Annotated in this window: 19 protein-coding genes; 6 read left to right on the top strand and 13 right to left on the bottom strand. The window is 71.8% G+C overall.

Annotated features, from left to right (window positions below; translation table 11 throughout):
- Positions 1–53: 53 nt before the first annotated feature.
- Together ACZ6ZI_RS26860 and ACZ6ZI_RS26855 are read right to left on the bottom strand one after the other, a co-directional pair.
- Positions 54–1547, bottom strand: a complete 1494-nt coding sequence (locus ACZ6ZI_RS26860) for a glycosyltransferase family 39 protein (protein ID WP_469524821.1) — start codon at positions 1545–1547, stop codon at positions 54–56.
- A gap of 251 nt (positions 1548–1798) precedes the next feature.
- Positions 1799–2335 carry an acyl-CoA thioesterase gene (locus ACZ6ZI_RS26855; protein WP_469524819.1) on the bottom strand — a complete coding sequence of 179 codons (537 nt, stop codon included), beginning with the start codon at positions 2333–2335 and terminating at the stop codon, positions 1799–1801.
- A 106-nt stretch (positions 2336–2441) separates the two neighbouring features.
- Here ACZ6ZI_RS26855 and ACZ6ZI_RS26850 point away from each other — a divergent pair, with 106 nt between their 5' ends.
- Together ACZ6ZI_RS26850 and ACZ6ZI_RS26845 are read left to right on the top strand one after the other, a co-directional pair.
- A complete protein-coding gene (locus ACZ6ZI_RS26850; RefSeq protein WP_469524818.1) occupies positions 2442–3830 on the top strand; it encodes an LCP family protein in 1389 nt (462 codons plus the stop codon).
- 187 nt (positions 3831–4017) lie between these two features.
- Entirely contained in the window at positions 4018–5232 is a 1215-nt protein-coding gene (locus tag ACZ6ZI_RS26845) for an acyltransferase family protein (protein ID WP_469524816.1), read from the top strand.
- Between the two features lie 94 nt (positions 5233–5326).
- Here ACZ6ZI_RS26845 and ACZ6ZI_RS26840 read toward each other — a convergent pair whose 3' ends face one another.
- The 3 genes from ACZ6ZI_RS26840 to ACZ6ZI_RS26830 all read right to left on the bottom strand — a co-directional run bounded on the left by ACZ6ZI_RS26840 (position 5327) and on the right by ACZ6ZI_RS26830 (position 8856).
- A complete protein-coding gene (locus ACZ6ZI_RS26840) occupies positions 5327–6043 on the bottom strand; it encodes a polyprenol monophosphomannose synthase (protein ID WP_363055160.1) in 717 nt (238 codons plus the stop codon).
- A 113-nt stretch (positions 6044–6156) separates the two neighbouring features.
- A complete protein-coding gene (gene manB / locus ACZ6ZI_RS26835) occupies positions 6157–7239 on the bottom strand; it encodes a mannose-1-phosphate guanylyltransferase (protein ID WP_363054999.1) in 1083 nt (360 codons plus the stop codon).
- A 459-nt stretch (positions 7240–7698) separates the two neighbouring features.
- The gene (locus ACZ6ZI_RS26830) at positions 7699–8856 is read right to left on the bottom strand and encodes an acyl-CoA dehydrogenase family protein (RefSeq protein ID WP_363055000.1); all 1158 of its coding nucleotides are present in this window, start codon (positions 8854–8856) and stop codon (positions 7699–7701) included.
- A gap of 184 nt (positions 8857–9040) precedes the next feature.
- On the opposite strand from ACZ6ZI_RS26830, the gene ACZ6ZI_RS26825 reads away from it, so the two are divergent.
- A complete protein-coding gene (locus ACZ6ZI_RS26825; protein ID WP_469524813.1) occupies positions 9041–10384 on the top strand; it encodes a UDP-glucose dehydrogenase family protein in 1344 nt (447 codons plus the stop codon).
- A gap of 169 nt (positions 10385–10553) precedes the next feature.
- Positions 10554–11852 carry a glycosyltransferase family 87 protein gene (locus ACZ6ZI_RS26820; RefSeq protein WP_363055002.1) on the top strand — a complete coding sequence of 433 codons (1299 nt, stop codon included), beginning with the start codon at positions 10554–10556 and terminating at the stop codon, positions 11850–11852.
- On the opposite strand, the gene ACZ6ZI_RS26815 is transcribed toward ACZ6ZI_RS26820, so the two are convergent.
- The 4 genes from ACZ6ZI_RS26815 to ACZ6ZI_RS26800 all read right to left on the bottom strand — a co-directional run bounded on the left by ACZ6ZI_RS26815 (position 11849) and on the right by ACZ6ZI_RS26800 (position 15979).
- Positions 11849–12904, bottom strand: coding sequence for a membrane dipeptidase (locus tag ACZ6ZI_RS26815; RefSeq protein WP_469524809.1), 1056 nt, complete (start codon positions 12902–12904; stop codon positions 11849–11851). The two genes, ACZ6ZI_RS26820 and ACZ6ZI_RS26815, sit on opposite strands and share 4 nt — an antisense overlap.
- A gap of 221 nt (positions 12905–13125) precedes the next feature.
- Positions 13126–14304 carry a dipeptidase gene (locus tag ACZ6ZI_RS26810; protein WP_469524807.1) on the bottom strand — a complete coding sequence of 393 codons (1179 nt, stop codon included), beginning with the start codon at positions 14302–14304 and terminating at the stop codon, positions 13126–13128.
- A complete protein-coding gene (gene purE, locus ACZ6ZI_RS26805; protein ID WP_469524805.1) occupies positions 14301–14843 on the bottom strand; it encodes a 5-(carboxyamino)imidazole ribonucleotide mutase in 543 nt (180 codons plus the stop codon). The genes ACZ6ZI_RS26810 and purE overlap by 4 nt, the downstream gene beginning before the upstream one ends.
- The gene (locus ACZ6ZI_RS26800; protein WP_363055006.1) at positions 14840–15979 is read right to left on the bottom strand and encodes a 5-(carboxyamino)imidazole ribonucleotide synthase; all 1140 of its coding nucleotides are present in this window, start codon (positions 15977–15979) and stop codon (positions 14840–14842) included. The genes purE and ACZ6ZI_RS26800 overlap by 4 nt, the downstream gene beginning before the upstream one ends.
- A gap of 201 nt (positions 15980–16180) precedes the next feature.
- On the opposite strand from ACZ6ZI_RS26800, the gene ACZ6ZI_RS26795 reads away from it, so the two are divergent.
- Positions 16181–16711: a GtrA family protein gene (locus ACZ6ZI_RS26795; protein WP_363055007.1), complete on the top strand. Its 531-nt coding sequence runs from the start codon at positions 16181–16183 to the stop codon at positions 16709–16711.
- Positions 16712–16738: 27 nt separating this feature from the next.
- On the opposite strand, the gene ACZ6ZI_RS26790 is transcribed toward ACZ6ZI_RS26795, so the two are convergent.
- Together ACZ6ZI_RS26790 and ACZ6ZI_RS26785 are read right to left on the bottom strand one after the other, a co-directional pair.
- The gene (locus ACZ6ZI_RS26790; protein WP_469524801.1) at positions 16739–18004 is read right to left on the bottom strand and encodes an ATP-binding protein; all 1266 of its coding nucleotides are present in this window, start codon (positions 18002–18004) and stop codon (positions 16739–16741) included.
- 15 nt (positions 18005–18019) lie between these two features.
- Positions 18020–18697 (bottom strand): response regulator transcription factor, encoded by a 678-nt coding sequence (locus tag ACZ6ZI_RS26785; RefSeq protein ID WP_363055009.1) that lies wholly within the window; start codon positions 18695–18697, stop codon positions 18020–18022.
- 472 nt (positions 18698–19169) lie between these two features.
- Between ACZ6ZI_RS26785 and ACZ6ZI_RS26780 the strand changes: the two genes are divergently transcribed.
- A complete protein-coding gene (locus ACZ6ZI_RS26780; RefSeq protein WP_363055010.1) occupies positions 19170–20687 on the top strand; it encodes a peptide MFS transporter in 1518 nt (505 codons plus the stop codon).
- A gap of 73 nt (positions 20688–20760) precedes the next feature.
- Here the strand turns inward: ACZ6ZI_RS26780 and ACZ6ZI_RS26775 are convergent, their stop codons facing one another.
- Both ACZ6ZI_RS26775 and ACZ6ZI_RS26770 read right to left on the bottom strand, forming a co-directional pair.
- Positions 20761–22104 (bottom strand): hypothetical protein, encoded by a 1344-nt coding sequence (locus ACZ6ZI_RS26775; RefSeq protein WP_469524798.1) that lies wholly within the window; start codon positions 22102–22104, stop codon positions 20761–20763.
- Positions 22101–23243, bottom strand: coding sequence for a hypothetical protein (locus ACZ6ZI_RS26770; protein ID WP_469524796.1), 1143 nt, complete (start codon positions 23241–23243; stop codon positions 22101–22103). Before ACZ6ZI_RS26770 ends, ACZ6ZI_RS26775 begins: the two co-directional genes overlap by 4 nt.
- Positions 23244–23246 lie beyond the last annotated feature (3 nt).

The raw sequence follows: 23246 nt of genomic DNA, 5'->3' as shown, positions 1-23246 counted from the left end.
GCCGGGCCGTCACCCTCCCGGACCGGCCGTCCCGCGGGGCGGCCGGCGCCGGATCAGCGGACCCGTTCCAGCAGGCTGACGCGCAGGCCGCGCACGGGGGTGGTCGAGGCCACCCGGTAGTGGTCCCGGAGCGCCCGCGCCTGCTCCGCCGGGAGCTTGCCGAAGGCGTCCGTACCGGGGGCGTTGCGGACGACCAGCCAGATCCTGCGGGTGTCGCCGAGGCACCGCTCGGGCCGCCCGCACTCCACCGGGAAGAGGTCGTCGCTCGCGACGGCCGACTTCTCGACGAAGACGTCGCGGAGCGCGACCCGCTCCGGCAGGTGGTACTCGATCTGGAAGTCGGTCATGTACACCCGCTCCGCGTCGCCGCGCAGCGGGACGAAGCCGTCGCCGGCGCGGTAGCCCTTGGCGATGACCGCCGCCGCGGCCCGACCGTCCGCGGACTCCTTGGCCCGCTCGGTGCGCAGTTGGCGCTGGTCGGGCAGCCCGAGCAGGATCAGGGCGGCCAGGCCCGCGGCCCCGACCGCGCGCGGCCTCAGCGCGGCCAGGCCGGCGGCGGCCAGGACGGTCCAGGCGGGCAGGGTGAAGAGCACGTAGCGGTCGATGAAGTACGAGGTGCTGCCCTGCGAGACCACGTAGACGGCCAGGATCGGCAGGGCGCCCAGGAGCAACAGTTCGACGGCCGGCCGCCGCCCGCGGCTCCAGGCCAGCGGCAGCAGCGCCGTCGCGGCCACGGCCAGCGCGACCAGCGGGGAACCGAACAGGTTGTCCCACAGGCCGGCGATGTCGCGCAGGTGCGGGGTACGGATCCAGCTGATCTGGCGGCCGACCTGACTGCGCCCCAGCAACACCAGCGGGACCACCGGCACCAGGCCGAGGCCGGCGGCGAGCGCGAAGCCCACCACGGTCCGCCCGCCGCGCCCCGCCCGCCGACGCAGCAGCACGATCAGCGCGTGCGGCAGCAGGAACAGCAGGGAGACCATGTGCAGCAGCCCGGCGACGGTCACCAGCGCCCCGTACGCGGCCCAGCGCCCGGGGCCGGGCCGCTCCAGCGCCCGCAGCAGCAGCCACGTCGCGGCGGCCACCGCGAGCACGACGAAGGCGTACGAGCGGGCCTCGGTGCCGTAGCGGGTCACCGCGGGCAGCAGGGCGAACAGCAGCCCGGCGAAGACCGCGGTGCGGCGGTCGAAGAGGGTGCGGGCGATGAGCACCACGAAGGCGGCGGAGCCCGCCATGGCCAGCGCGGACGGCAGCCGCAGCATCGCGGCGGAGTCCCCGACGACCGAGACCCAGCCGTGCAGCAGGAGGTAGTAGAGGCCGGAGACGGCGTCGACGTTGCCGAGCATGCCCACCAGTTCGCCGGTGGTGCGCGAGGCGGCGTTCCAGCTGGCGAGCTCGTCGCGCCACAACTGCGGGGTGCCGGCGCGGAAGGTGGTGACCGCCAGGGTCAGCAGCGCCGCCCACAGCCAGTCGGGACCGGGCACCCGGCGGCGCGTCCGCCCGCGGGCGGACAGGGCGGCGGGCGGGGTCTGCGTGGCAGTGGGCATCAGGGATCTCCGCGGCCGACCCGATGGGCGGACCGGTCGTGGCCGGTGGTGGGCGTGCCGGTGCTCGCGCGGAGCCGGACGTCGGCGGACCAGTGTACGGGGACCCGATAAGACGGCGGTATGACCGCGGTACGGACGCGGGTGGCGAAGCGGTGCGGCCCCGGGCACGGAAGCGGGTGGCGACGCGGTGCGACCGGGGCCCGGGAGCGGTGGTGCCGGAACCGGGGCGGTGCCGCCGGGCCCCGGGGCGGTCAGTCGTCGAGGCCCTCGGCGGCGCGGCGCTCGCGCAGTTCGGTGATGGCCTGGCGGCGGGCGAGGCGGTGGGTGCGCCGGATCTGGGCCTCCTGGTAGCGCCGCTCGTCCTGCTCGGTCTCGGGGATCACCGGCGGGACCTGGCGGGGCTTGCCCTCGGAGTCCACGGCGGTGAAGACGAGGTAGGCGCTGCCGACCTGGGTGGCGGGCGTGGACTCGTTCCACCGCTCCGCGAGGACCCGTACGCCGATCTCCATCGAGGAACGGCCGGTCCAGTTGCACTGCGCCCGGACGTGGACGAGGTCGCCGACGCGGACCGGGGCCAGGAAGGCCATCTCGTCCATGGAGGCGGTCACGGCCGGCCCGCCCGAGTGGCGTCCGGCGACGGCACCGGCGGCGTCGTCCACCAGCTTCATGATCACACCGCCGTGCACCGTGCCGAGGAGGTTGGTGTCGTTCGCGGTCATGATGTGGCTGAGGGTGGTCCGGGACGCCGAGATCGGCTTCCCGGGCGGTGCGGCCGGTGTTTCTGTCATACCGCCACCTTAAGTGCGTCCCGCGGGCATCAGCTCTGCAACAGCCCCGGTACGAACCCCGGCCCGGGGTGTCCTGCGACACTCCCCGCCAGGCATCCTTGTGCGCATGAGTGACTGGGACGGGTGGAACGGCGAGCGCGACGCGCGCGGCCGCCGCGATGACGGGTACGGACGCGGCGGCGGACAGGCGCAGCCGGAGGGGCCGCAGCGGATGCGGCACGTCCAGCGGCAGCCGCAGGCGCAGCCCCCGCGCCCGCCCCGGCCCCCGCAGCAGGCTCCGCGCCGGCCGGCCGGTCCCCCGGTCCCGCAGCAGGCGCCGCCGCCGGGCGGCCGTCCCGGGTACGGGGTGCCCCCGCAGCAGACGCAGGGGCCGGACGCGCACGGGTCCTCGTACGACAGCGGCTACAACACCGGCCAGGTCTACGGGACCCCCTCGGGCCCCGGCGGACCGGGCCGCGGGGGACGACCGGGCGGTCCCGGCGGATCGGGCCGACCGGGCGGACCGGCCGGGCCTCCCCCGGACTGGCGCAAGCGGATCAAGGTCGGTTCGATCGTGCTGGTCTCCGTGTTGTTCGTCACCACGGTCGGCACCTACTTCTGGGCCGACTCCAAGGTGCGCCGCGAGGTCGACCTGTCCAAGGTGATCGAGCGCCCCAAGGAAGGCGACTGCACGACCTACCTGATCGTGGGCTCCGACAGCCGCGAGGGCATGTCCGACGAGGAGAAGAAGAAGCTCCACACGGGCTCCGCCGAGGGCAAGCGCACCGACTCGATGATGATCCTCGCCAAGTGCTCCAGCGGGAACACCATGATCTCGCTGCCCCGCGACTCGGACGTGGAGATCCCCTCCTTCGTCGGCTCCAAGTCCGGCAAGAAGTTCCCCGCCCAGGGGCGCCGGGTCAAGCTGAACGCCGCGTACGCGGAGGACGGTCCGGAGCTGCTGGTGCGCACGGTCGAGTACAACACCGGCCTGCGCATCGACCACTACGCCGAGATCGGTTTCGCCGGCTTCGCGAACATCGTGGACGCGCTGGGCGGCGTGGAGCTGGACATCGAGCAGGGCTTCAAGGACGAGAAGTCGGGCGCGGACTTCAAGGCGGGCCGGCAGACCCTCAACGGCGAGCAGTCGCTGGCCTTCGTCCGCACCCGCTACGCCTTCGCGGAATCGGACCTCCAGCGGACGAAGAACCAGCAGAAGTTCCTCGCGGCCCTGGCGAGCCAGGCCGCGACGCCGGGCACCGTCCTCAACCCCTTCTCCCTGTACCCGTTGCTGGGCGCCGGCCTGGACACGCTGATCGTGGACGGGGACATGGGGCTGTGGGACCTGGGGCAGATGTTCTTCGCGATGAAGGGCGTCAACAGCGGTGACGGGGTGTCGATGAACATGCCGATTTCCGGCCAGCGCGGCGGAAACCTCGTGTGGGACAAGGCGAAGGTCCAGGAGCTGGTCAAGCAGATCCAGAAGGACGAGAAGGTGACCGTCAGGGGTCAGTGAGGGGGCGTTCGGGGGGTGTCTACCGGTCACACGTACGGGTAGGCTCGGGCGGGCGCTGTGGACAGTCCGATGGTTTTCTCGTAAGACTGTGGCGGCCCGTCCGCCGGGGGGAACGTTCGGCCGGGCCCTTTTCCGGCGCGGCCGTCGCACATGCGGGCACGCGTCCGTCCTGCCCGTGGAGCCTCCCATGTCCCTTCATCCGTCCCCGCACGTCCTCGACGACCGGCGGGAGGACGGCGAGCGACCACACGAGACCCCCCTCGGCCGTCCCGTCGCCGGCGGGGCCTCCGTGCCCGGACAGACCGGTGCGTCGACGCCCGCCGCCCGTCCCCGGCTGCGGATCCTGGACGGACTGCGGATCCTGGCCGCGGTGTTGGTGCTCGTGCACCACTACACCCGCCAGGAGGTGTGGGGGCGCGACGAGTTCGGCTGGCTGACCGTGGTGGGCCGCTACAGCTGGCTCGGCGTGGAGCTGTTCTTCATGATCAGCGGCTTCGTGATCTGCATGTCGGCGTGGGGGCGTCCGCTCGGCAGCTACCTGCGCAGCCGCGTGATCCGCCTGGCGCCGGCCTACTGGTTCTGCGTCCTGGTCACCATGGGCGTACTGCTGGCCGTGGGCAAGCCCTTCGGGGGCGCGGGCCCGGGGCTGAGCCAGATCCTGACCAACCTGACGATGGTGCAGACCCCGCTGGGCTCCGCCCCGCTGGACCCCTCGTACTGGACCCTCTGGTCCGAGGTGCGCTTCTACCTGATCTTCGCGGTGGTCGCCTGGACCGGGCTGACGTACCGCAAGGTGCTGAACTTCTGCTGGATCTGGACCGTCCTGTCCCTGCTGGCGCCCGGTTCGGGCCTGCCGATCCTCCACGTCCTGGCGAATCCGGACTACTCGCCCCTGTTCATCTCCGGCATCTGCTTCTACCTGATCCGCCGCGAGGGGCCGCGCGCCGGCGAGCCGTGGGTGCTGCTGGCCTTCTCCTGGCTGCTGATGCAGCGCTGGCTGAACGACATCGTGCGCTGGAACACGGTCAAGGGCGACAGGCTCTCCTGGGAGATGTGCCTGCTCATCGTGACCCTGGCCTACGTGGTCCTGGCCGCGGTGGCCCTCGGATGGCTGGACCGCGTCGACTGGCGCTGGCTGTCGGTCGCGGGCGCCATGTCCTACCCCCTCTACCTGCTGCACCAGCAGATCGGGGTGACCCTGCTCGCGAAGTGGCACAAGGACGTCGAGCCGTGGACGCTGATGCTGTCGGCGATGGCCGTGATGGTGCTGGCGTCCTGGCTGATCCAACGGTTCGTGGAACGGCCGCTCTCCGGACGCCTGAAGCGGTTCCTGGAGAGCCGTCCGCCGCGCGGGCGGGACGGGGAGCGGCCCGCGCGGAAGGCCGCGCAGGGCGCTCCGTAGGGGCGGGCACGGAACGTCGGCACAGGGTCGGGACAAGAAGGAAGGGGCACCCCCGAGGGGGTGCCCCTTCCTCATGCGCGTGTGTGCGCGTGGGTCACTTGCCGGCGCGGGCGCGCAGCTTCCACGGCATCGCGATGGACTCCAGCTGGACGGCCAGGTTCATCTTGGACTCGCCGACGGTGCGGTCCTCGAAGTGGATCGGGACCTCCATCACCTGGAAGCCGCGGCGCAGGGCCTTGTACTTCATCTCCACCTGGAAGCTGTAGCCGGCGCTGCCGATCGACGCGAGGTCGATGGCCTTCAGCGCGGGGGCGCTCCACAGGTTGAAGCCGCCCGTGATGTCACGGACGCGGGTGCCGAGGATGGTGCTCGCGTACGCGTTGGCCCAGCGGGAGAGCAGCTTGCGGTGCGCGCCCCAGGCGTCGGAGAGGGTGCCGCCCGGCACGTAGCGGCTGCCGACGACGAGACCGGCGCCGGTGGAGCGGGCGACGCCCAGCATCTCGGCGATCTTGCCGGCCGGGTGCGAGCCGTCCGCGTCCATCTGGAGCACGTACTCGGCGCCGTCCTCGACGGCCTTGGCCATGCCGGCCGCGTAGGCGCGGCCGAGGCCGTCCTTCGCGGTGCGGTGCAGGACCGACATGCGGGGCTTGCCGTCCTCGGTGAGGAAGCCCTCCGCCAGCTCGTCGGCGATCTTGCCGGTGCCGTCGGGAGAGGAGTCGTCCACGATCAGCAGGCGCAGGCCCGGCTGGTCGAGGCCCATGAGCAGCTCCACCATGCCGGGGAGGTTGCCCGCCTCGTTGTAGGTGGGCATGACCACGGTGAGCGGCGTGTGCGCCCAGGTGTCGGGGAGCTTGGTGGTCGCGACGTCGGTCGCGCGGGAAGTCTGCTGCTCGCCTATCACAGGTTGTGCCTCACTGAAGTTGGTCACCGGTCGGAGGAGAAGCGGACGGCGGCGTCGGGCAGTTCAGCCTCGCACCACACCCGCACCCCTGCGCGAAGTTCGTTGTCAGCCCCTACGACGGCACCGTCACCGACGACCGCGCCGTTCACCACCGTGCGCGAGCCCACCGAGGCGCCGGCGCCGATGAGGCTGGCGCTCACCACCGTGTCCGGGCCGAGGATCGCACCGTCCAGCACGATCGAGCCCTGGACGACCGCGCCCGATTCGATCCGGGCGCCGGCACCCACCACGGTACCGCCCGAGAGCTTGGCTCCGTCGGCGACCTGGGCACCCGGGAGGACGAGGGCCTCGCCGCGGGGGCCGGGGACGGCCGGGGAGGAGACGACGCCGCGGACGAGGTCGGCCGAGGCCTGCACGAAGGACTCGGGCTTGCCGAGGTCCAGCCAGTAGGTGTCCTCGGTGACGCCGTGCAGCTTGGCGCCGGAGTCGAGGAGGCCGGGGAAGGTCTCGCGCTCGACGGATACCGGTCGCCCGGCCGGGATGGAGTCGATGACGCTGCGTCGGAAGACGTAGCAGCCGGCGTTGATCTGGTCGGTGATGATCTCTTCGGGGGTCTGGGGCTTCTCGGTGAAGGCCAGCACCCGCCCCTCGGAGTCGGTGGGGACCAGACCGAAGGCGCGGGGGTCCTCGACGCGCACGAGGTGCAGGGAGACGTCGGCGTCGGCGTCCTGGTGCGACTGGACCAGGCCCGCGATGTCGAGGCCGGTCAGGATGTCGCCGTTGAAGACGAGGACCGGGGAGTCCGGGCCGCCGGTCAGGCGCTGGGCGGCGTTGCGGATGGCACCGCCGGTGCCCAGCGGCTCGTCCTCGACGACGTATTCGAGAGTGATGCCGAAGTCGGATCCGTCGCCGAAGTAGGGCTCGAAGACCTCGGCGAGGTAGCAGGTGGCCATCACGATGTGCGTGACACCGGCGGCTGCGGCCCTGGCTATCTGGTGGGCGAGGAACGGGACACCCGCGGCCGGAACCATCGGCTTGGGGGTGTTCACCGTCACGGGGCGCAGTCGCGTCCCCTGCCCGCCGACCAGCAGGATCGCTTCCGTCATTTTGTTCTCTCCCCAACCGGTTCAGGCGTACGAAGCATCAAAGTTAGCCCATCCGGGGAAGTACCAAGGCCGGAGGCGGCCCGGGCGGGGCGCCGGCGGCAACGTTCCGGTTACGGCGGGTTCCGCACCATGACGGCGCGCCGGGGCCCGTACGCCCCGCGTCGTCCTCTTTGGACGCGCGAGATTCGGCCGTCGGAGCGGAAGACGCACTGATCAGCGGGGGACCTTCCGCTCACCGCCCGTGGCCGGCGGGGGCGGGTGGCCCGCCCGTGCGGGGCGGCGCGGGGCGGCCGGGCGGCCGTCGTGGCGGGGCCGGTGGGGGCGCCGCGTCCGCCCGCTGGATCGGAATCGTTACAAACGCTCCGTGAGCGGCGGGCCCGTGCGGGCGCCCGGTCCCGGGCACGGCGCAGCGGCCCCCGACGTGGTCGGGGGCCGTGGGCCGGGTGGTACTCGGGGGCGTTACGGCAGGTTGCGCGCCATGACGATGCGCTGGACCTGGTTGGTGCCCTCGTAGATCTGCGTGATCTTCGCGTCGCGCATCATGCGCTCGACCGGGTAGTCGCGGGTGTAGCCGTAGCCGCCGAGGAGCTGGACGGCGTCGGTGGTGACCTCCATGGCGACGTCGGAGGCGAAGCACTTGGCCGCGGCGCCGAAGAAGGTGAGGTCGCCGTCGACGCGCTCGGACTTGGCGGCGGCGGAGTACGTCAGCTGGCGGGCGGCCTCGATCTTCATGGCCATGTCCGCGAGCATGAACTGCACGCCCTGGAAGTCGCCGATCGGCTTGCCGAACTGCTTGCGCTCCTGGACGTAGCCCTTGGCGTAGTCGAGGGCGCCCTGGGCGATGCCGAGGGCCTGCGCGGCGATGGTGATGCGGGTGTGGTCGAGGGTCTTCATCGCGGTGGCGAAGCCGGTGCCCTCGGCGCCGATCATGCGGTCGGCGGGGATGCGCACGTTGTCGAGGTAGACCTCGCGCGTCGGGGAGCCCTTGATGCCGAGCTTCTTCTCGGGGGCGCCGAAGGAGACGCCCTCGTCGCCCTTCTCCACGACGAACGCGGAGATGCCCTTGGAGCGCTTCTCCGGATCGGTGACGGCCATGACCGTGTAGTACTCGGAGACGCCCGCGTTGGTGATCCAGCGCTTGACGCCGTTGAGCACCCAGAAGTCGCCGTCGCGCACGGCGCGGGTCTTCATGCCGGCGGCGTCGGAGCCCGCGTCGGGCTCGGACAGGGCGTACGAGAACATCGCGTCGCCCTTGGCCAGCGGGCCGAGGTACTTGGCCTTGAGCTCCTCGGACCCGGAGAGGATCACCGGGAGGGAGCCGAGCTTGTTCACGGCCGGGATAAGAGAGGAGGAGGCGCACACGCGGGCCACCTCCTCGATCACGATCACGGTGGCGAGGGCGTCGGCCCCGGCACCGCCGTAGGTCTCCGGGACGTGGACGGCGTGCAGGTCGCTGGCGACCAGGGCGTCGAGGGCCTCCTGCGGGAAGCGGGACTCCTCGTCGACCGCGGCGGCGAACGGCAGGATCTTCGCCTCGGCGAGCGAGCGGACGGACTCGCGGAGCATGTCGTGCTCCTCGGCCGGGCGGTACAGGTCGAAGTCGGCAGAACCCGCCAAGACTCTCACTCCCCATGTGTGATGCGTGATGCTAACTACCGTTAAGTAACCGAAATCTTAGTGTCCGGCGCCCCGCCGGCGATATGTACCGCGCACGTGAGCTGCGTGACAGCGGAGAGCGTCCCCCACGGGGGGCGGCACTATGCTCGGGTGCCGCAAACGGCCCCGCACCTCTGGAGCACCCATGGCCCCCCTCAAGATCACCGTGATCGGCACCGGCTACCTCGGCGCGACGCACGCCGCCGCGATGGCCGAGCTGGGCTTCGAGGTGTTGGGCCTGGACGTGGTGCCGGAGAAGATCGAGATGCTGGCCCGGGGCCGGGTCCCCATGTACGAGCCCGGGCTGGAGGAACTCCTCGCCGCGCACGTCGCCGGCCTGCCGGGCTCCACCGGGCGGCTGCGCTTCACCACCTCCTGGGAGGAGGTGGGCGCCTTCGGCGACGTCCACTTCGTCTGCGTGAACACCCCGCAGAAGCACGGCGAGTACGCCTGTGACATGTCGTACGTCGACTCCGCGATGGAGTCCCTGGCCCCGCACCTGACCCGGCCGGTGCTGGTGGTCGGCAAGTCGACCGTGCCCGTGGGCTCCGCCGAGCGGCTCGCGGCCCGGCTCGCCGAGCTGGCGCCGGCCGGCGAGGACGTGGAGCTGGCCTGGAACCCCGAGTTCCTGCGCGAGGGCTTCGCCGTCCGGGACACCCTGCACCCCGACCGGATCGTCATCGGCGTCCGGGGCGAGCGCGCGGAGAAGGTGCTGCGCGAGGTGTACGAGACCCCGATGTCCGAGGGCAGCCCGCTGGTGGTCACCGACTTCCCGACGGCGGAGCTGGTGAAGACCGCCGCGAACTCCTTCCTCGCCACGAAGATCTCCTTCATCAACGCCATGGCGGAGGTCTGCGAGGCGGCCGGCGGCGACGTGGCCAAGCTGGCCGAGGCCATCGGCCACGACGACCGGATCGGCGCGAAGTTCCTGCGCGCCGGCATCGGCTTCGGCGGCGGCTGCCTGCCCAAGGACATCCGCGCCTTCATGGCCCGCGCCGGCGAACTCGGCGCCGACCAGGCCCTGACCTTCCTGCGCGAGGTCGACTCCATCAACATGCGCCGGCGTGGCCACATGGTGGAGCTGGCCCGCGAGGCCGTCGGCGGGTCCTTCCTCGGCAAGCGCGTCGCCGTGCTCGGGGCCACCTTCAAGCCGGACTCCGACGACGTCCGCGACTCCCCCGCCCTCAACGTCGCCGGGCAGATCCACCTCCAGGGCGGACAGGTCACCGTCTACGACCCCAAGGGCATGGACAACGCCCGCCGCGTCTTCCCGACCCTCGGCTACGCCGACTCCGCGCTGGAGGCCGCGCGCGGAGCCGAGGTCGTCCTGCACCTGACGGAGTGGCGCGAGTTCCGCGAGCTCGACCCCGTCGCCCTCGGCGAGGCCGTCACCGACCGGCTCGTCCTGGACGGGCGCAACGCGCTGGACGCCACCCGGTGGCGGGCGGCCGGCTGGACCTACCGCGCGATGGGGCGCCCGCGCGCGTAGGGACACGTGCGGGAAGGGGTGCGGCGGCGGGGCGGCCAGGCGGCCCCGTACCGGCTTTTCCCTTGGGGGAGTTCGGGTGCGACGGCCCGACCAGGGCGTATACCGATACCCAGTTTTGAACGACCTCAGTCAAAGAAGTGGAATAAATGACTGGGTAGACTTCGGGCCGATGACCACGACCAGCAGCCTCCCGACCAACCCCACCGCATCTGCGACGGCGGCGCCCGCCACGCGTGACCGGCGGGGATCCTTCGAAGCAGCCATGCGCGGACGCGGGGCCCTGTGGGGCATCGCGGGCTTCTGGCTGGCCTCCCGGGCAGCGATGCTCTGGATGCTCGTCAACGACTTCTTCAGCTCGAACGTCGTCCGCGTGGAGGTCACCGCGACCTACCACAACTGGTACAACGTCCTCGTCACGGGGACGCTGCCGCAGAACGACATCATGTGGCAGTACCCCCCGGCGGCCGCGGCGATCTTCCTCTCGCCCGACCTGCTCCCCTTCCTCAGCTACTTCCAGGCCTTCGTCGCGCTGACCGTCCTGTGCGACGGCCTGCTGCTGCTCGGCCTGATACGCGTGGCCCGCCGCAACGACGGCAGCATGGCCGGCGCGGTGCTGTGGCTCGTCACGCTGCCGATGATGATGGCCACCCCGTTCGCCCGCTACGACATCCAGGTCACGCTGCTCGCCGTCGGCTCGCTGCTGTTCCTGCGCTACCGGCCCCTGGTCGGCGGTGCCATCGCCGGCATCGGCGCCATGGTCAAGGTGTGGCCGCTGCTCACGCTGCTCGGCACCCCGCGCGGCAAGTCCACGCGACAGGCCTTCGTCTCGGCGGTCGTCTCCGCCCTCGCGCTGCTCGGCGTCTTCGCGCTGCTGTTCCGCGACACCTTCGGCTTCCTCGGCAACCAGGGCGACCGCGGCGTACAGGTCGAGTCCCTCGGCGGCAGCGCGCTGATGGCCGCCCGCCTCGTCGACCTGTGGCCCGGCAAGATCAACTTCCAGTACGGCGCCTTCGAGTACGTCGGCCCGTACGTGTCGAGCATCGCGCGGGCCTCGCTCGGCCTGACGGTGATCGGCTTCCTGCTGCTCCTGCTGTGGCGCGTCAAGGCCAACCGCTGGTCGAACGCGACGCCCTTCGACGCCGCGCTCTGCGCCATCCTGGTCTTCACCGTCACCAGCCGGGTCATCAGCCCGCAGTACATGATCTGGCTGCTCGGCCTCGCCGCCGTCTGCCTGACCTCGCGGCACACCACCCAGCGGCCGATCGCCTGGCTGCTGGTCGTCGCCAACGCCCTGACCACCCTGATCTTCCCGATCTGGTACGGCTCGGACATCCTGGAGAACACCACGCTCGGCACCATCCTGCTGTGCGCGCGCAACGGTCTCCTGCTGTACGCCACCGTGTGGTCCGGCATCCGCCTGTGGAAGGCCACCGTCCTGCCGAAGCACGCGTTGGCCGGACGGGCCTAAGAGGATCTTCGGTGCTGCGCGGCGCGGGCCGTGAACTCCGCGTCGCGCAGCACCCGCTGGGCGTTGCCCCAGGTGAGCAGGGCCAGGTCGGCCTCCGACCAGCCCCGCTCCAGCAGTTCCGCGATCAGCCTCGGGTAGCCCGAGGGATCGGTCAGACCGGCCGGCCGGGCCGTGCCCGGCTCCGCGCCGAAGGCGGCGCCCAGGCCCACCCCCTGCGCACCCGCGAGCGCCCGTACGTGCTCCACGTGGTCCGCGACCGCGTGCAGGGAATCCCCGGTGCGCGCGGTGTCGAAGGTGACCATCACCAGGCCGTTCGCCGCGCGCAGCGCGAGCATCACCTCGTCCGTGACGTTGCCCGGATGCGGGTTGAGCGCGGCCGCCCCCGCGTTCGAGACGATCACCGGGGCCTTGGAGGCCGCGGCGAGCTGGCAGGCCGCCACGGGCGGGCAGCCCGTCAGGTCCAGCACCATCGCCAGCCGGTTCGCCTCCCGCACCACCTCGTGGCCGAAGGCCGTCAGCCCCTCCTGCGCCCAGGGCGCCCCCGCCGGCGCGAGCAGGCGCACGCCGAGGGAGTGGAAGGCGCGCAGCGCGCCCAGCGAGCCGGTGAGGGTGCGGCCGGAGACCGGGCCGAGGAAGGAGGCGATGCGTCCGCGGTTGCGGGCGTCGGCCATGTCGTCGGGGGTCAGCGCGAGGCACAGCCGGTCGGGGTAGCGGCGCATCAGGGCGAGTGCCACGTCGATCTGTTCGAGGGTCTCCGACACGACCGGGTCGCCGACGGCCGCCTCGTGGGGCGTCAGCAGCGTCCAGAACTGGGCGCCCACGCCGCCGGAGCGCAGCCTCGGGATGTCGGTGTCGACGCCGCCGTCGGGGGTTTCGATGTCGTGGTACGGGCTGTGGCGCAGGGTCCAGACGAGGGTGTTGCACCCGTCGGCGACGGGGTGTGCGGCGAGCAGGGCGGCGGCGCGGTCGAGGGCACCGGCCGGGGAGGTCGCGGCGGGGAGGTCCTCGGCACCGACGCCGAGGGTCTGCGGTTCATCCTGCAGGTCGGCCATGGCGTTCGCTCCGGGGTCTCGGAGTCGGCAGGGAGAGTGGTGCCCACCGTGACACGTGAGGCGTGGGGGGTGCCCGACGGGTGTGGCAATCGGGTGGTTCGCCCGCTCCGGGCCGTTTCCCCTCCCCCGCGCCGTGCTCTCCCCGCGCCGACCGCCGGGCCCTCCCCGCGTCGGAACACGGGAAGGGCCCGGCGGGAAGGGCCCGGCGGCGACGGGTACGGCTACAGGTGGGCGTCCGACGGGGGCCGGGTCGCCGCCAGGTCGGCCGCCACCGCCTCCGCGTCGCGCAGCGCCCGTACGGGGTTCGCCCAGGTCAGCTTCGCCAGGTCCGCGCGGGACCAGCCGCGGTCCAGCAGCTCCGCCACCAGGTTCGGGTAGCCCGCCACGTCGTCCAGGCCCGCCGGGGTGAAGGCCGTGCCGTCGTAGTCGCCGCCGATGCCGACGTGGTCGACGCCGGCGACCTCGCGCATGTGGTCCAGGTGGTCGGCGACGGTGGCGGCGGTGGCCACCGGGCGCGGACGCCCCGCCTCGAAGGCCCGGTGCAGGGCCATCGCGTCCGGCGTGGTGTCGAGGTGGTGGAAGCCGTGCGCGCGCAGGTTCTCGTCGGCGGCCAGGGTCCACTCGACCGCCGCCGGCAGGATGAACTTCGGCACGAACGTGGCCATGGCCACGCCGCCGTTGGCCGCCAGCAGCTCCAGTACGTCGTCGGGGACGTTGCGCGGGTGGTCGCAGATCGCCCGCGCCGACGAGTGCGAGAAGATCACCGGCGCGGCCGAGACGGCGATCGCGTCGCGCATCGTCGTGTCGGCGACGTGCGAGAGGTCGACGAGCATGCCGACGCGGTTCATCTCGCGGACGACCTCGCGGCCGAAGTCGCTCAGCCCGCCGTGGCGCGGCTCGTCGGTCGCCGAGTCCGCCCAGTCGATGGTGTCGTTGTGGGTCAGCGTCATGTACCGCACGCCGAGCCGGTGCAGGGCGCGCAGCGTGGCGAGGGAGTTGTTGATGGAGTGCCCGCCCTCGGCGCCCATCAGCGAGGCGATCCGGCCGTCGGCGCGGGCCGCCTCCATGTCGTCCGCCGTCAGCGCCCTTACGAGGTCGCCGGGGTAACGGTCGATCAGGCGGGCCACGACGTCGATCTGCTCCAGGGTGGCGCTGACCGCCTGGTCGCCCGCGTAGTCGGAGCGCACGTACACCGACCAGAACTGGGCGCCGACGCCCCCGGCACGCAGCCGGGGGATGTCGGTGTGCAGGTGGTCGCTCTGGTCGGCGGCGATGTCGCGCCGGTCGAGGTCGTAGCGGACCTGTTCGCGCAGCGCCCACGGCAGGTCGTTGTGGCCGTCCACGACCGGGTGCTCGGCCAGCAGCTCACGCGCCTGGCGCAGGCGCTGCGCGGCGCTCACTTGCCGAACCCGAAGGAGTCCGCGCCCGCGACCTTCGTCCGCAGCCGCTTGCCCTTCTCGGTGGCCTGGTCGTTCAGTTCCTGCTGGAAGTCCCGCATCCGGGCCAGCAGCTCCGTGTCGTGCGCGGCCAGCATCCGTACGGCCAGCAGGCCGGCGTTGCGCGCGCCGGCCACGGACACGGTGGCGACGGGCACCCCGGCGGGCATCTGCACGATCGACAGCAGGGAGTCCATGCCGTCGAGGTACTTCAGCGGTACGGGGACGCCGATGACGGGCAGCGGGGTGACCGAGGCCAGCATCCCGGGCAGGTGGGCGGCTCCGCCCGCGCCCGCGATGATCGCCTTCAGGCCGCGGTCCGCCGCCCGCTCCCCGTACGCGACCATCTCGCGCGGCATCCGGTGGGCGGAGACCACGTCGACCTCGTAGGGGATCTCGAACTCGTCGAGCGCCTGGGCGGCGGCCTCCATGACCGGCCAGTCGGAGTCGGAGCCCATGACGATGCCGACGACGGGGCCCGTGCCCGCGGGGGTGGTGCTCATTCGGTGATCGTTCCTCTGAGGTAGCCGGCTGCGTGACGTGCGCGCTCCAACACGTCGTCCAGATCGTCGCCGTAGGTGTTGACGTGGCCGACCTTGCGGCCGTGCTTCACGTCCTTGCCGTACATGTGGATCTTCAGCTGCGGGTCGTGGGCCATGCAGTGCAGGTACGCCGCGTACATGTCGGGGTAGTCACCGCCGAGCACGTTGGCCATGACCGTCCAGCGGGCCCGGGGGCGCGGATCGCCCAGGGGGAGGTCCAGGACCGCGCGGACGTGGTTGGTGAACTGGGAGGTGATGGCACCGTCCTGCGTCCAGTGCCCGCTGTTGTGCGGGCGCATGGCCAGTTCGTTGACGAGGATGCGGCCGTCGGCCGTCTCGAACAGCTCCACGGCCAGGTGGCCGGTCACGTCGAGCTCCTTGGCGATGCGCAGGGCGAGCGCCTGCGCCTCGCCGGCGAGGGCCTCGGACAGGTCGGGGGCGGGGGCGATCACCGTGTCGCAGACGCCGTCCACCTGGATGGACTCGACGACCGGGTAGGCCACCGCCTGGCCGTGCGGGGAGCGGACGATGTTCGCCGCGAGCTCGCGGACGAACTCGACCTTCTCCTCCGCGAGGACCGGCACGCCCGCCTTGAACGGGGCGTGCGCGTCCTCGGGCGTGCGCACGAACCACACGCCCTTGCCGTCGTAGCCGCCGCGCACCGTCTTGAGGATGACGGGGAACCCGCCCACCTCGGCGGCGAAGGCCTCGACGTCCGCCGGATCGGCGACGATCCGGTGGCGGGGGCTGGGCGCGCCGATCTCGTCGAGCTTGGCGCGCATCACCCCCTTGTCCTGGGCGTGCACCAACGCGTCGGGCCCCGGGCGGACGGGGATGCCGTCCGCTTCCAGGGCCCGAAGGTGTTCGGTGGGCACGTGCTCGTGGTCGAAGGTGATCACGTCACATCCGCGCGCGAACGCGCGCAGCGTCTCCAGGTCGCGGTAGTCGCCGATGACGACATCGCTCACGACCTGGGCCGCCGAATCCTGTGGTGTGTCACTGAGGATCTTGAATCTGATACCGAGGGGGATACCCGCCTCGTGGGTCATGCGGGCGAGCTGTCCGCCGCCGACCATGCCGACTACCGGGAACGTCACGCCTCCAGGGTATCCGTCGGTATTCCGCCATCCGGACGTGGCCTGGCGCGTACCCGTGTGCCGTGCGTCGCACGGGGCGCGAAGGCACGTACGGCGCCCCGGGGCGACACTTAACATGGACGGGTTGACGCATTCGAGTGACGCCCGCGCATCGGCCGTGACGCCGTGGGTGACGACGACCGACAGGGACTGAACCATCACATGAGCACGCCGAAAGCTGTACCGCTGTCCGAGCGTTTTCGCGGTCTCGCCCGCGAAGCCATCAAGTTCGGCGCAGTCGGTGGACTGGGCGTCCTGGTCAACTTCGGCGTGTTCAACCTGCTCCGGAGCACGACGGACCTTCAGATCGTGCGCGCGAACGTCATAGCCATCGTGGTGGCCATCATCACGAACTACATCGGCTTCCGGTACTTCACCTACCGCGACCGCGACCTCGGCAGCCGTCGCCGCGAGATGGTGCTCTTCGTCCTCTTCAGCGCCATCGGCATGGTCATCGAGAGCGGCGTGCTCTACGTGGCGACGTACGGCTTCGGCTGGGACAGCTCGCTGCAGAACAACATCTTCAAGTTCCTCGGCATGGGCGTGGCGACCGTCTTCCGCTTCTGGTCCTACCGCACCTGGGTCTTCAAGGCCCTGCCCACGCCGGCGGCCCCCTCGCTGGTGGTCGAGCAGCGCGACGGCGCGCAGGACCTGCCCGCCGCGCCGCGCACCCCCGAGCCCGCGGCCCAGTAACACCCCGCCGGAGCCGTGCGGTCGGGGTCAGCGGACGGTTTCCTCCGGTTCCGGCGGCTGCGGCGCCGTACGGCTGAGGAACAGCGCGAACACCGGCGGTCGGGCCTGGAGCAGTTCCAGGCGACCGCCGTCGGCCTCCGCGAGGTCGCGGGCCACGGCCAGGCCGATGCCGGTGGAGTTGCGGCCGCTGATGGCCCGCTCGAAGATCCGGTTGCCGAGGTCGGGCGGGACGCCGGGGCCCTCGTCCGTGACCTCCAGCACGGCCTGGTTGCCGATCACCCGGGTGCGCAGCGCGACGGTCCCGCCGCCGTGCATCAACGCGTTCTCCACGAGGGTCGCCAGGACCTGCGAGACCGCCCCGGGGGTGCCGACCGCCCGCACCCCCGTCTTCCCGGAGCTCACGATGGCCCGCCCGGCGCTGCGGTAGGCCGGCCGCCACTCCTCCACCTGCTGTTTGACGACCTCGTCGAGGTCGAAGGGGACCGCCGAGCCGGTGCGCGGGTCGCGGGAGTTCGTCAGCAGCCGCTGGACCACGTCCGTGAGCCGCTCCACCTGGGTGAGGGCGATGGTCGCCTCCTCCCGTACGGTCTCCAGGTCCTCGGTGACCGTGATCTCCTCCAGCCGCATCGACAGGGCCGTCAGCGGGGTCCGCAGTTGGTGCGAGGCGTCCGCGGCCAGGCGCCGCTCGGCGGTCAGCATCCGCCCGATCCGCTCGGCGCTGGAGTCCAGTACGTCCGCGACCCGGTCCAGTTCCGGCACCCCGTAGCGCTTGTGCCGCGGGCGCGGGTCGCCCGAGCCGAGCCGTTCGGCGGTCTCGGCGAGGTCGGTGAGCGGGGAGGCCAGCCGGTTGGCCTGGCGTACGGCGAGCAGGACGGCCGCGACGACGGCCAGCAGCGCCACCGCCCCGACCACGGCGAGGGTGCGCCCGACCTCGCGGGTGACGGTCGAGCGGGACTCCTCGACCACGACGAACTCGCCCTGTTCCCCGCGCGCCGTGCCCCGGATGACGCTGCCGTCGACCCGGTCGCCGACCTCGACGATCGGGTGGCCGGGGACGACGATGCGGGCGTAGGTGCCGAGGTCCAGCTGTTCGGCGAGGGCCCCGGCCTCGATCGGTTTGTGTTCGAGGGCGTCCGCCTCGACGATCCCGAGGAGCCGCAGCGCCTCGGAGCCGATGCGGTCCTGGGCGCTGCTGGTGATGGTCCGGGTCTCCACGATGACCAGGGAGACCCCGAACACGGCGATCACGACGAGCACCACGGCGAGCGTGGAGTTGATCAGGCGGCGGCGCATGGCTCGGGGGGTGTCTCAGCTCTTCTCGAAGCGGAAGCCGACGCCGCGGACCGTGGCGATGTAGCGGGGGTTCGCGGCGTCGTCCCCGAGCTTCTTGCGCAGCCAGGAGATGTGCATGTCGAGGGTCTTGGTGGAGGACCACCAGGTGGTGTCCCAGACCTCGCGCATCAGCTGGTCGCGGGTGACGACGCGGCCGGCGTCACGGACCAGGACGCGCAGCAGGTCGAACTCCTTGGCGGTGAGCTGGAGCTCCTCCTCCCCCATCCACGCGCGGTGCGACTCGACGTCGATGCGCACGCCGTGGGTGGCGGGGGCCTGGGCGCTGTCGGAGGCGCCGCGCCGCAGGAGGGCCCGTACGCGGGCCAGCAGCTCGGCGAGCCGGAAGGGCTTGGTCACGTAGTCGTCGGCGCCGGCGTCCAGGCCGACCACCGTGTCGACCTCGTCGGCCCGGGCGGTGAGGACCAGGATCGGGAAGCCGTGGCCCTCGGCGCGCAGTCGCCGGGCCACCTCCAGGCCGTCCATGCCGGGCAGCCCCAGGTCCAGGACGACGAGGTCGACGCCGCCCTGAAGTCCCGCGTCCAGGGCGGTGGGGCCGTCCTCCCGGACCTCGACCTCGTAACCCTCCCGGCGCAGGGCGCGGGCCAGGGGTTCCGAGATGGATGCGTCGTCCTCGGCGAGCAGTACACGCGTCATGTGGGTGATGGTAGTCCGCGACGGCCTGAAGGAGACCCTTGCCCGCAGACCCCTCTCGAACTGGGGTTATGAGCCGACGACCGCCTTCGAATATGGCGAATCGGTTCCCGGCGGACCTGTGATCCATCTCTCAAGTCCTTCCATATGCCGCACTGTCGTGTCGTATGGTGGCGAGACGCCTGATGCACTACTCAGGGGATCTTTGTGCCGAAAAGCGAGCAAGGAACCTCAAATTCTGCTCTGGTCGGTTTCAGCCGGCCCAGATGACAGTGAATGACCTATGGGCCGGGCCCGGCGCGCGAGGAGGCGCGCAGGGCGTGGATCCCGGTTACGGCCGACCCTTCTACCCCGACAACCCGGGGAACGAGGCCCCAGGGCGTGGGGCGGGTCATCCGTCGCCGGTGCCGGCCACCCCCCACCGGGCGCTGAACAGCTCACGAAGCCGAGCGTCCCGAGCAAGCAAGGATCGACCATGGCTTCCAGCCTGACGAAGGACTCGGCGTCCCCGGCGCCCGAGAAGACCTTCTTCGGCCACCCCCGTGGCCTGGCCACTCTGTTCATGACCGAGATGTGGGAGCGCTTCTCCTACTACGGCATGCGCGCCCTTCTCGTCTACTACCTGGTCTCGGGCGGCGCCGACGCCGCCACGGGCAGCCAGGGTGGCGGTCTGGCGATGACGGCGGCCACCACCACGGCCATCTACTCCGTGTACGTCTCCATGGTCTACCTCATGGCCATGCCGGGCGGATGGTTCGGTGACCGCGTCTGGGGCGCCCGCAAGACGGTCGCCATCGCCGGTTTCGTGATCATGGCTGGTCACCTGTCGCTGGCCATTCCCGGCCAGGCGATGTTCTTCGTCGGTCTGATCCTCGTCGCGGCCGGTTCCGGTCTGCTCAAGGCCAACATCTCCACGATGGTCGGCCACCTCTACGACGGTCCCGAGGACCCGCGCCGTGACGGTGGCTTCACCCTCTTCTACATCGGCATCAACCTCGGTGCCTTCGTCGCTCCCTTCGTCGTCGGCACGATCGGCAAGGAGCACAACTGGCACCTGGGCTTCGCCCTCGCCGCCGCGGGCATGGGCCTGGGTCTGCTCCAGTTCCTGCTGGGCACCAAGCACCTGAGCCCCAAGAGCAGCCAGGTCCCGAACCCGCTGTCGCCCGAGGAGCGCAAGGCCGTCCTGACCAAGGTCGCCCTCGTCGCCCTGGTCATCGCCGTCTTCTACGGCGCGGTCGTCGCCCTCGGCATGTACACCCTGAACTGGGCGCTGGTCCCGCTGACGCTGGCCGGTCTGATCATCCCGATCGCGGTGCTGACGCGCATCAAGCGCGACAAGGACCTCTCGGCCCCCGAGCAGTCCCGCATGACCGCGTACATCTGGTTCTTCATCGCCGCCGCCGTCTTCTGGATGATCTACGACCAGGGTGGCTCCACGCTGTCCCTGTTCGCCGACTCCAAGACCTCCGACACCGTCTTCGGCTTCGCCTTCTCGGCCACCTGGTACCAGTCGCTGAACCCGCTGTTCGTGATGGCCCTGGCCCCGGTCTTCGCCTGGCTGTGGCTGTGGCTGGCCCGCAAGAACCAGGAGCCGAACACCATCGTGAAGTTCGCGATGGGTCTGGTGCTGGTCGGTGCCTCGTTCTTCGTCTTCATCGTTCCGATGGGCATGGCCGGCGGTGACACCAAGGTCTCCCCGATGTGGCTCGTCTCGATCTACATGATCCAGACCATCGGTGAGCTGTGCCTCTCCCCGGTCGGCCTCTCGGTCACCACGAAGATGGCCCCGCAGAAGTACGCCTCCCAGATGATGGGCGTCTGGTTCCTGGCGGTCACCGCCGGTGACTGCACGACCGGTCTGCTCTCCCTGGCCGGCGTCGACCTCAACGGAACGTGGGTGATCGCCTTCGAGGCGGCCGCCGCGGTCCTGGCCGGCTTCGCGGTCTTCTCGTACCGCAAGAAGGTCCAGTCCCTCATGGGCAGCGTGCACTGACGCACCCCGCGCGAGTGGTGAACGGCCCGGCACACCGGAAGGTGTGCCGGGCCGTTCCCGTGTCGCTACGCGGTCACCGGCGGGCGCCGCGCAGGCGGCGCCAGGGGGTGAAGGCGAAGACCGCGCCGCCCAGCAGGATCACCGTGCCGGCGACCAGGGCCAGAGCCCTGATGCCGCCCTCGTCCTCGGCGCCCGTCTCGGCGAGGCCGCCCGAGGCGGAGCCCGAGGAGCCGACGGCTCCGGCGGTGGTGGAGCCCGATCCGCCCGGCTGGGCGGTGGTGTCCAGCTCCAGGGAGACCCCGCTGCCGGCAGCCTTGCAGGGCACGACGATGGGGGCGGAGCCGGGGGCCATGGTGACGTCGATGGTCAGCTGGTCGGGGCTCAGCGTGACCTTGCCGGTCTTGCCGGGCTTGTAGGTGCCGGTCATGTCGTTGAGGCTGACCGGCGCCTTGTCCGCGATGGGCTCCGCGTTCGCCGGGCCGGAAACCTTCACCGAGCCGCTGTCCGCGCCGCCGAGCTTGATCTCCATCGACGGCTTGAGCGCCCCCGCGGGCAGGGCCATGGGGGCCGCCATGGCTCCCTTGGCGGTCTTCACGGTGAGGTCGTAGCCCCCGCCGTTCTTCTTCGCGTTGATCGTGACCGGCGTCTTGATGCCGCCGGGGACCACGGCGCCGCAGTCGTACGTGACCTCGACCGCCTTGCCCGGGAAGTCGGTCTGGCCACCGCCGCCGCCCGTGGTGGAGCCCGTGGTGGAGCCGCTCGTCGTGGAACCGGTCGTGGCGCCGGTGGTCGTGCCGCCGGTCGTGGTGCCGCCGGTCGTGGTGCCCGACGTCGTACCGCCCGTCGTCGTGCCGCCGGTGGTCGTGCCGCCCGTGGATCCGGCCGACACGTCGATGGTGGCTCCGACGCCCACGGCTCCCGTCGGGGCGCACTTGGTGACGAACGTGCCGAACGAGAAGCTGACGGCGACGTCGTACTTGCCGGGGGTCAGGGTGATCTTCCCGGCCTTGGTGAGCTTCAGCTTGCCCTTCATCGTGGACATCCGCATCGGGGCCTTCTTGGGGATCGGCGGGTTCTTCTTCTCCCCGACGACCTTCAGCTCGCCTCCCCCGCCGACCGTGATCCAGCCGGTGGGCTGGACCGAGTCCTGCGGGATGTCCATCAGGTCCGTGTTGTTCGACGCGGGTTTGACGGTCTCCCAGGACACCTCGACCTCGTCACCGACCTTCGCGGTGGCGGGCGCGGTCACCTTGGCGGTGGTCTCGCCCTCCACCGGGCTGCCGCCGCCCGCCGGCGGCACGCACTTGACTTTGAAGCTGGTCTCGGCCGCCTGGGCGGGAGCGGCCCCGGTGGCTATGGCGGCGCCGCCGAGCAGCAGCGCGGTCAGGGCCGCGCTCACCCTCCGTTGGGTCTTCACGAATGTCCCTTCGTCGTCGAACGGTTCTCAGACGGTGCGGACGCCTGTGGTGCCGGTCCCGGCGCGCTGTCCGGGGTGAACCACGGCAGGACCGCCGTGGTGGTCTGGGGGGTGGGCGCGGGGGCCCGTCCGGTCGTGATCCTCGGGAGCCGGGCCGTCACGGCGCTCGCCACGTCCGGGAGCCGCCCGCCGCGGTGCCGGCCGGCGGCGGGCCCGCCGCCGGGTCGCGGCCGGAACCGGTCGACGACGGCCATGCCGACGCGGAACAGGGCGGTCGGGACCACCACCAGCAGGAGGCCCCAGAACAGCAGCACCCCGTACGGGCGGTCCACGCCCCAGGGCTGGGTGGCCAGGAGGGTGTCCCCGTACGTGAGGGAGACGGTGTGGTCGCCGTGCGCGCCGGCCGGGAGCGCCACGTCGAGGGCGATCTCGGCCTTGCCGCCGGGCGCGATGGTGCCCTTCCAGCGGGCCTCCTCCCAGGTCGGGGCGAACACCCCGCGGGCGGTGCCGAGGCGGAAGACGGGGTCCTTGACGGGGGCGGAGCCCAGATTGCCGACGGTGACGGTGAACCTGCGGCCAGGCGGCGCCCCGAACCAGGTCAGCACCCCGTCCTCGCCCTTCAGGCGGACCCCGGTGAGCACGGCGAGCCGGGCAGTGCCCGCTTCGGTGGGGAGGTCCGCGACCGGATGGCCGGCGATCCTCAGCGGGACGGCGACGGTGGCCCCGTCCCCGTTGACGGAGGCCACGTTGACCACGCACGGGCAGGGTTTCGGCGGGGCGACGACGGCCAGCCGGGCCCCGAAGCGGCCGTCCTCGGCGACCGAGACGGCGGCTCCGTCGGCGTTGGCGCAGCTGTTGGTGCCGCCGATCATGTTCTGGCCGCAGACCAGCAGCATGACCATGGTCTTCGGCCGCCAGCCGGTGCCGTCGACGGTGATCTCGGTGCCCTGGCCGGCCTCCTGGAGGGAGAGCGTCACCGCGGGCCCGGCCTCGTCCGCGGCGGCCGGGCCGGCCGGCGTGAGGAGGGCGGCCACGAGGAGGGCCGTCCCGAGGAGCAGCGCCGCGAGCAGGCCGGGCACCGCGCCCCGGGGGGCGGTCCGGTGGGGGGTGGTCGGGGGGACGGCCTTCGCGCCGGCCATGCG

The sequence above is a fragment of the Streptomyces sp. NPDC103540 genome (genome assembly GCF_055584445.1).
The sequence above is the reverse complement of the archived record's forward strand: the minus strand, read 5'-3'. Positions and strand labels throughout refer to the sequence as shown.

Excerpts from the sequence above, each read along its gene's own strand:
- ACZ6ZI_RS26840 (WP_363055160.1), bottom strand. The coding sequence starts at position 6,043 with ATGCCCACCTACAACGAGGCGGGCAACCTCCCCGGCATGGTGGAGCTG.
- ACZ6ZI_RS26790 (WP_469524801.1), bottom strand. The coding sequence starts at position 18,004 with ATGCGCCGCCGCCTGATCAACTCCACGCTCGCCGTGGTGCTCGTCGTG.
- ACZ6ZI_RS26860 (WP_469524821.1), bottom strand. The coding sequence starts at position 1,547 with ATGCCCACTGCCACGCAGACCCCGCCCGCCGCCCTGTCCGCCCGCGGG.
- ACZ6ZI_RS26855 (WP_469524819.1), bottom strand. The coding sequence starts at position 2,335 with ATGACAGAAACACCGGCCGCACCGCCCGGGAAGCCGATCTCGGCGTCC.
- ACZ6ZI_RS26785 (WP_363055009.1), bottom strand. The coding sequence starts at position 18,697 with ATGACGCGTGTACTGCTCGCCGAGGACGACGCATCCATCTCGGAACCC.
- purE (WP_469524805.1), bottom strand. The coding sequence starts at position 14,843 with ATGAGCACCACCCCCGCGGGCACGGGCCCCGTCGTCGGCATCGTCATG.
- ACZ6ZI_RS26795 (WP_363055007.1), top strand. The coding sequence starts at position 16,181 with ATGAGCACGCCGAAAGCTGTACCGCTGTCCGAGCGTTTTCGCGGTCTC.
- ACZ6ZI_RS26850 (WP_469524818.1), top strand. The coding sequence starts at position 2,442 with ATGAGTGACTGGGACGGGTGGAACGGCGAGCGCGACGCGCGCGGCCGC.
- ACZ6ZI_RS26825 (WP_469524813.1), top strand. The coding sequence starts at position 9,041 with ATGGCCCCCCTCAAGATCACCGTGATCGGCACCGGCTACCTCGGCGCG.
- manB (WP_363054999.1), bottom strand. The coding sequence starts at position 7,239 with ATGACGGAAGCGATCCTGCTGGTCGGCGGGCAGGGGACGCGACTGCGC.
- ACZ6ZI_RS26770 (WP_469524796.1), bottom strand. The coding sequence starts at position 23,243 with ATGGCCGGCGCGAAGGCCGTCCCCCCGACCACCCCCCACCGGACCGCC.
- ACZ6ZI_RS26815 (WP_469524809.1), bottom strand. The coding sequence starts at position 12,904 with ATGGCCGACCTGCAGGATGAACCGCAGACCCTCGGCGTCGGTGCCGAG.
- ACZ6ZI_RS26780 (WP_363055010.1), top strand. The coding sequence starts at position 19,170 with ATGGCTTCCAGCCTGACGAAGGACTCGGCGTCCCCGGCGCCCGAGAAG.
- ACZ6ZI_RS26845 (WP_469524816.1), top strand. The coding sequence starts at position 4,018 with ATGTCCCTTCATCCGTCCCCGCACGTCCTCGACGACCGGCGGGAGGAC.
- ACZ6ZI_RS26820 (WP_363055002.1), top strand. The coding sequence starts at position 10,554 with ATGACCACGACCAGCAGCCTCCCGACCAACCCCACCGCATCTGCGACG.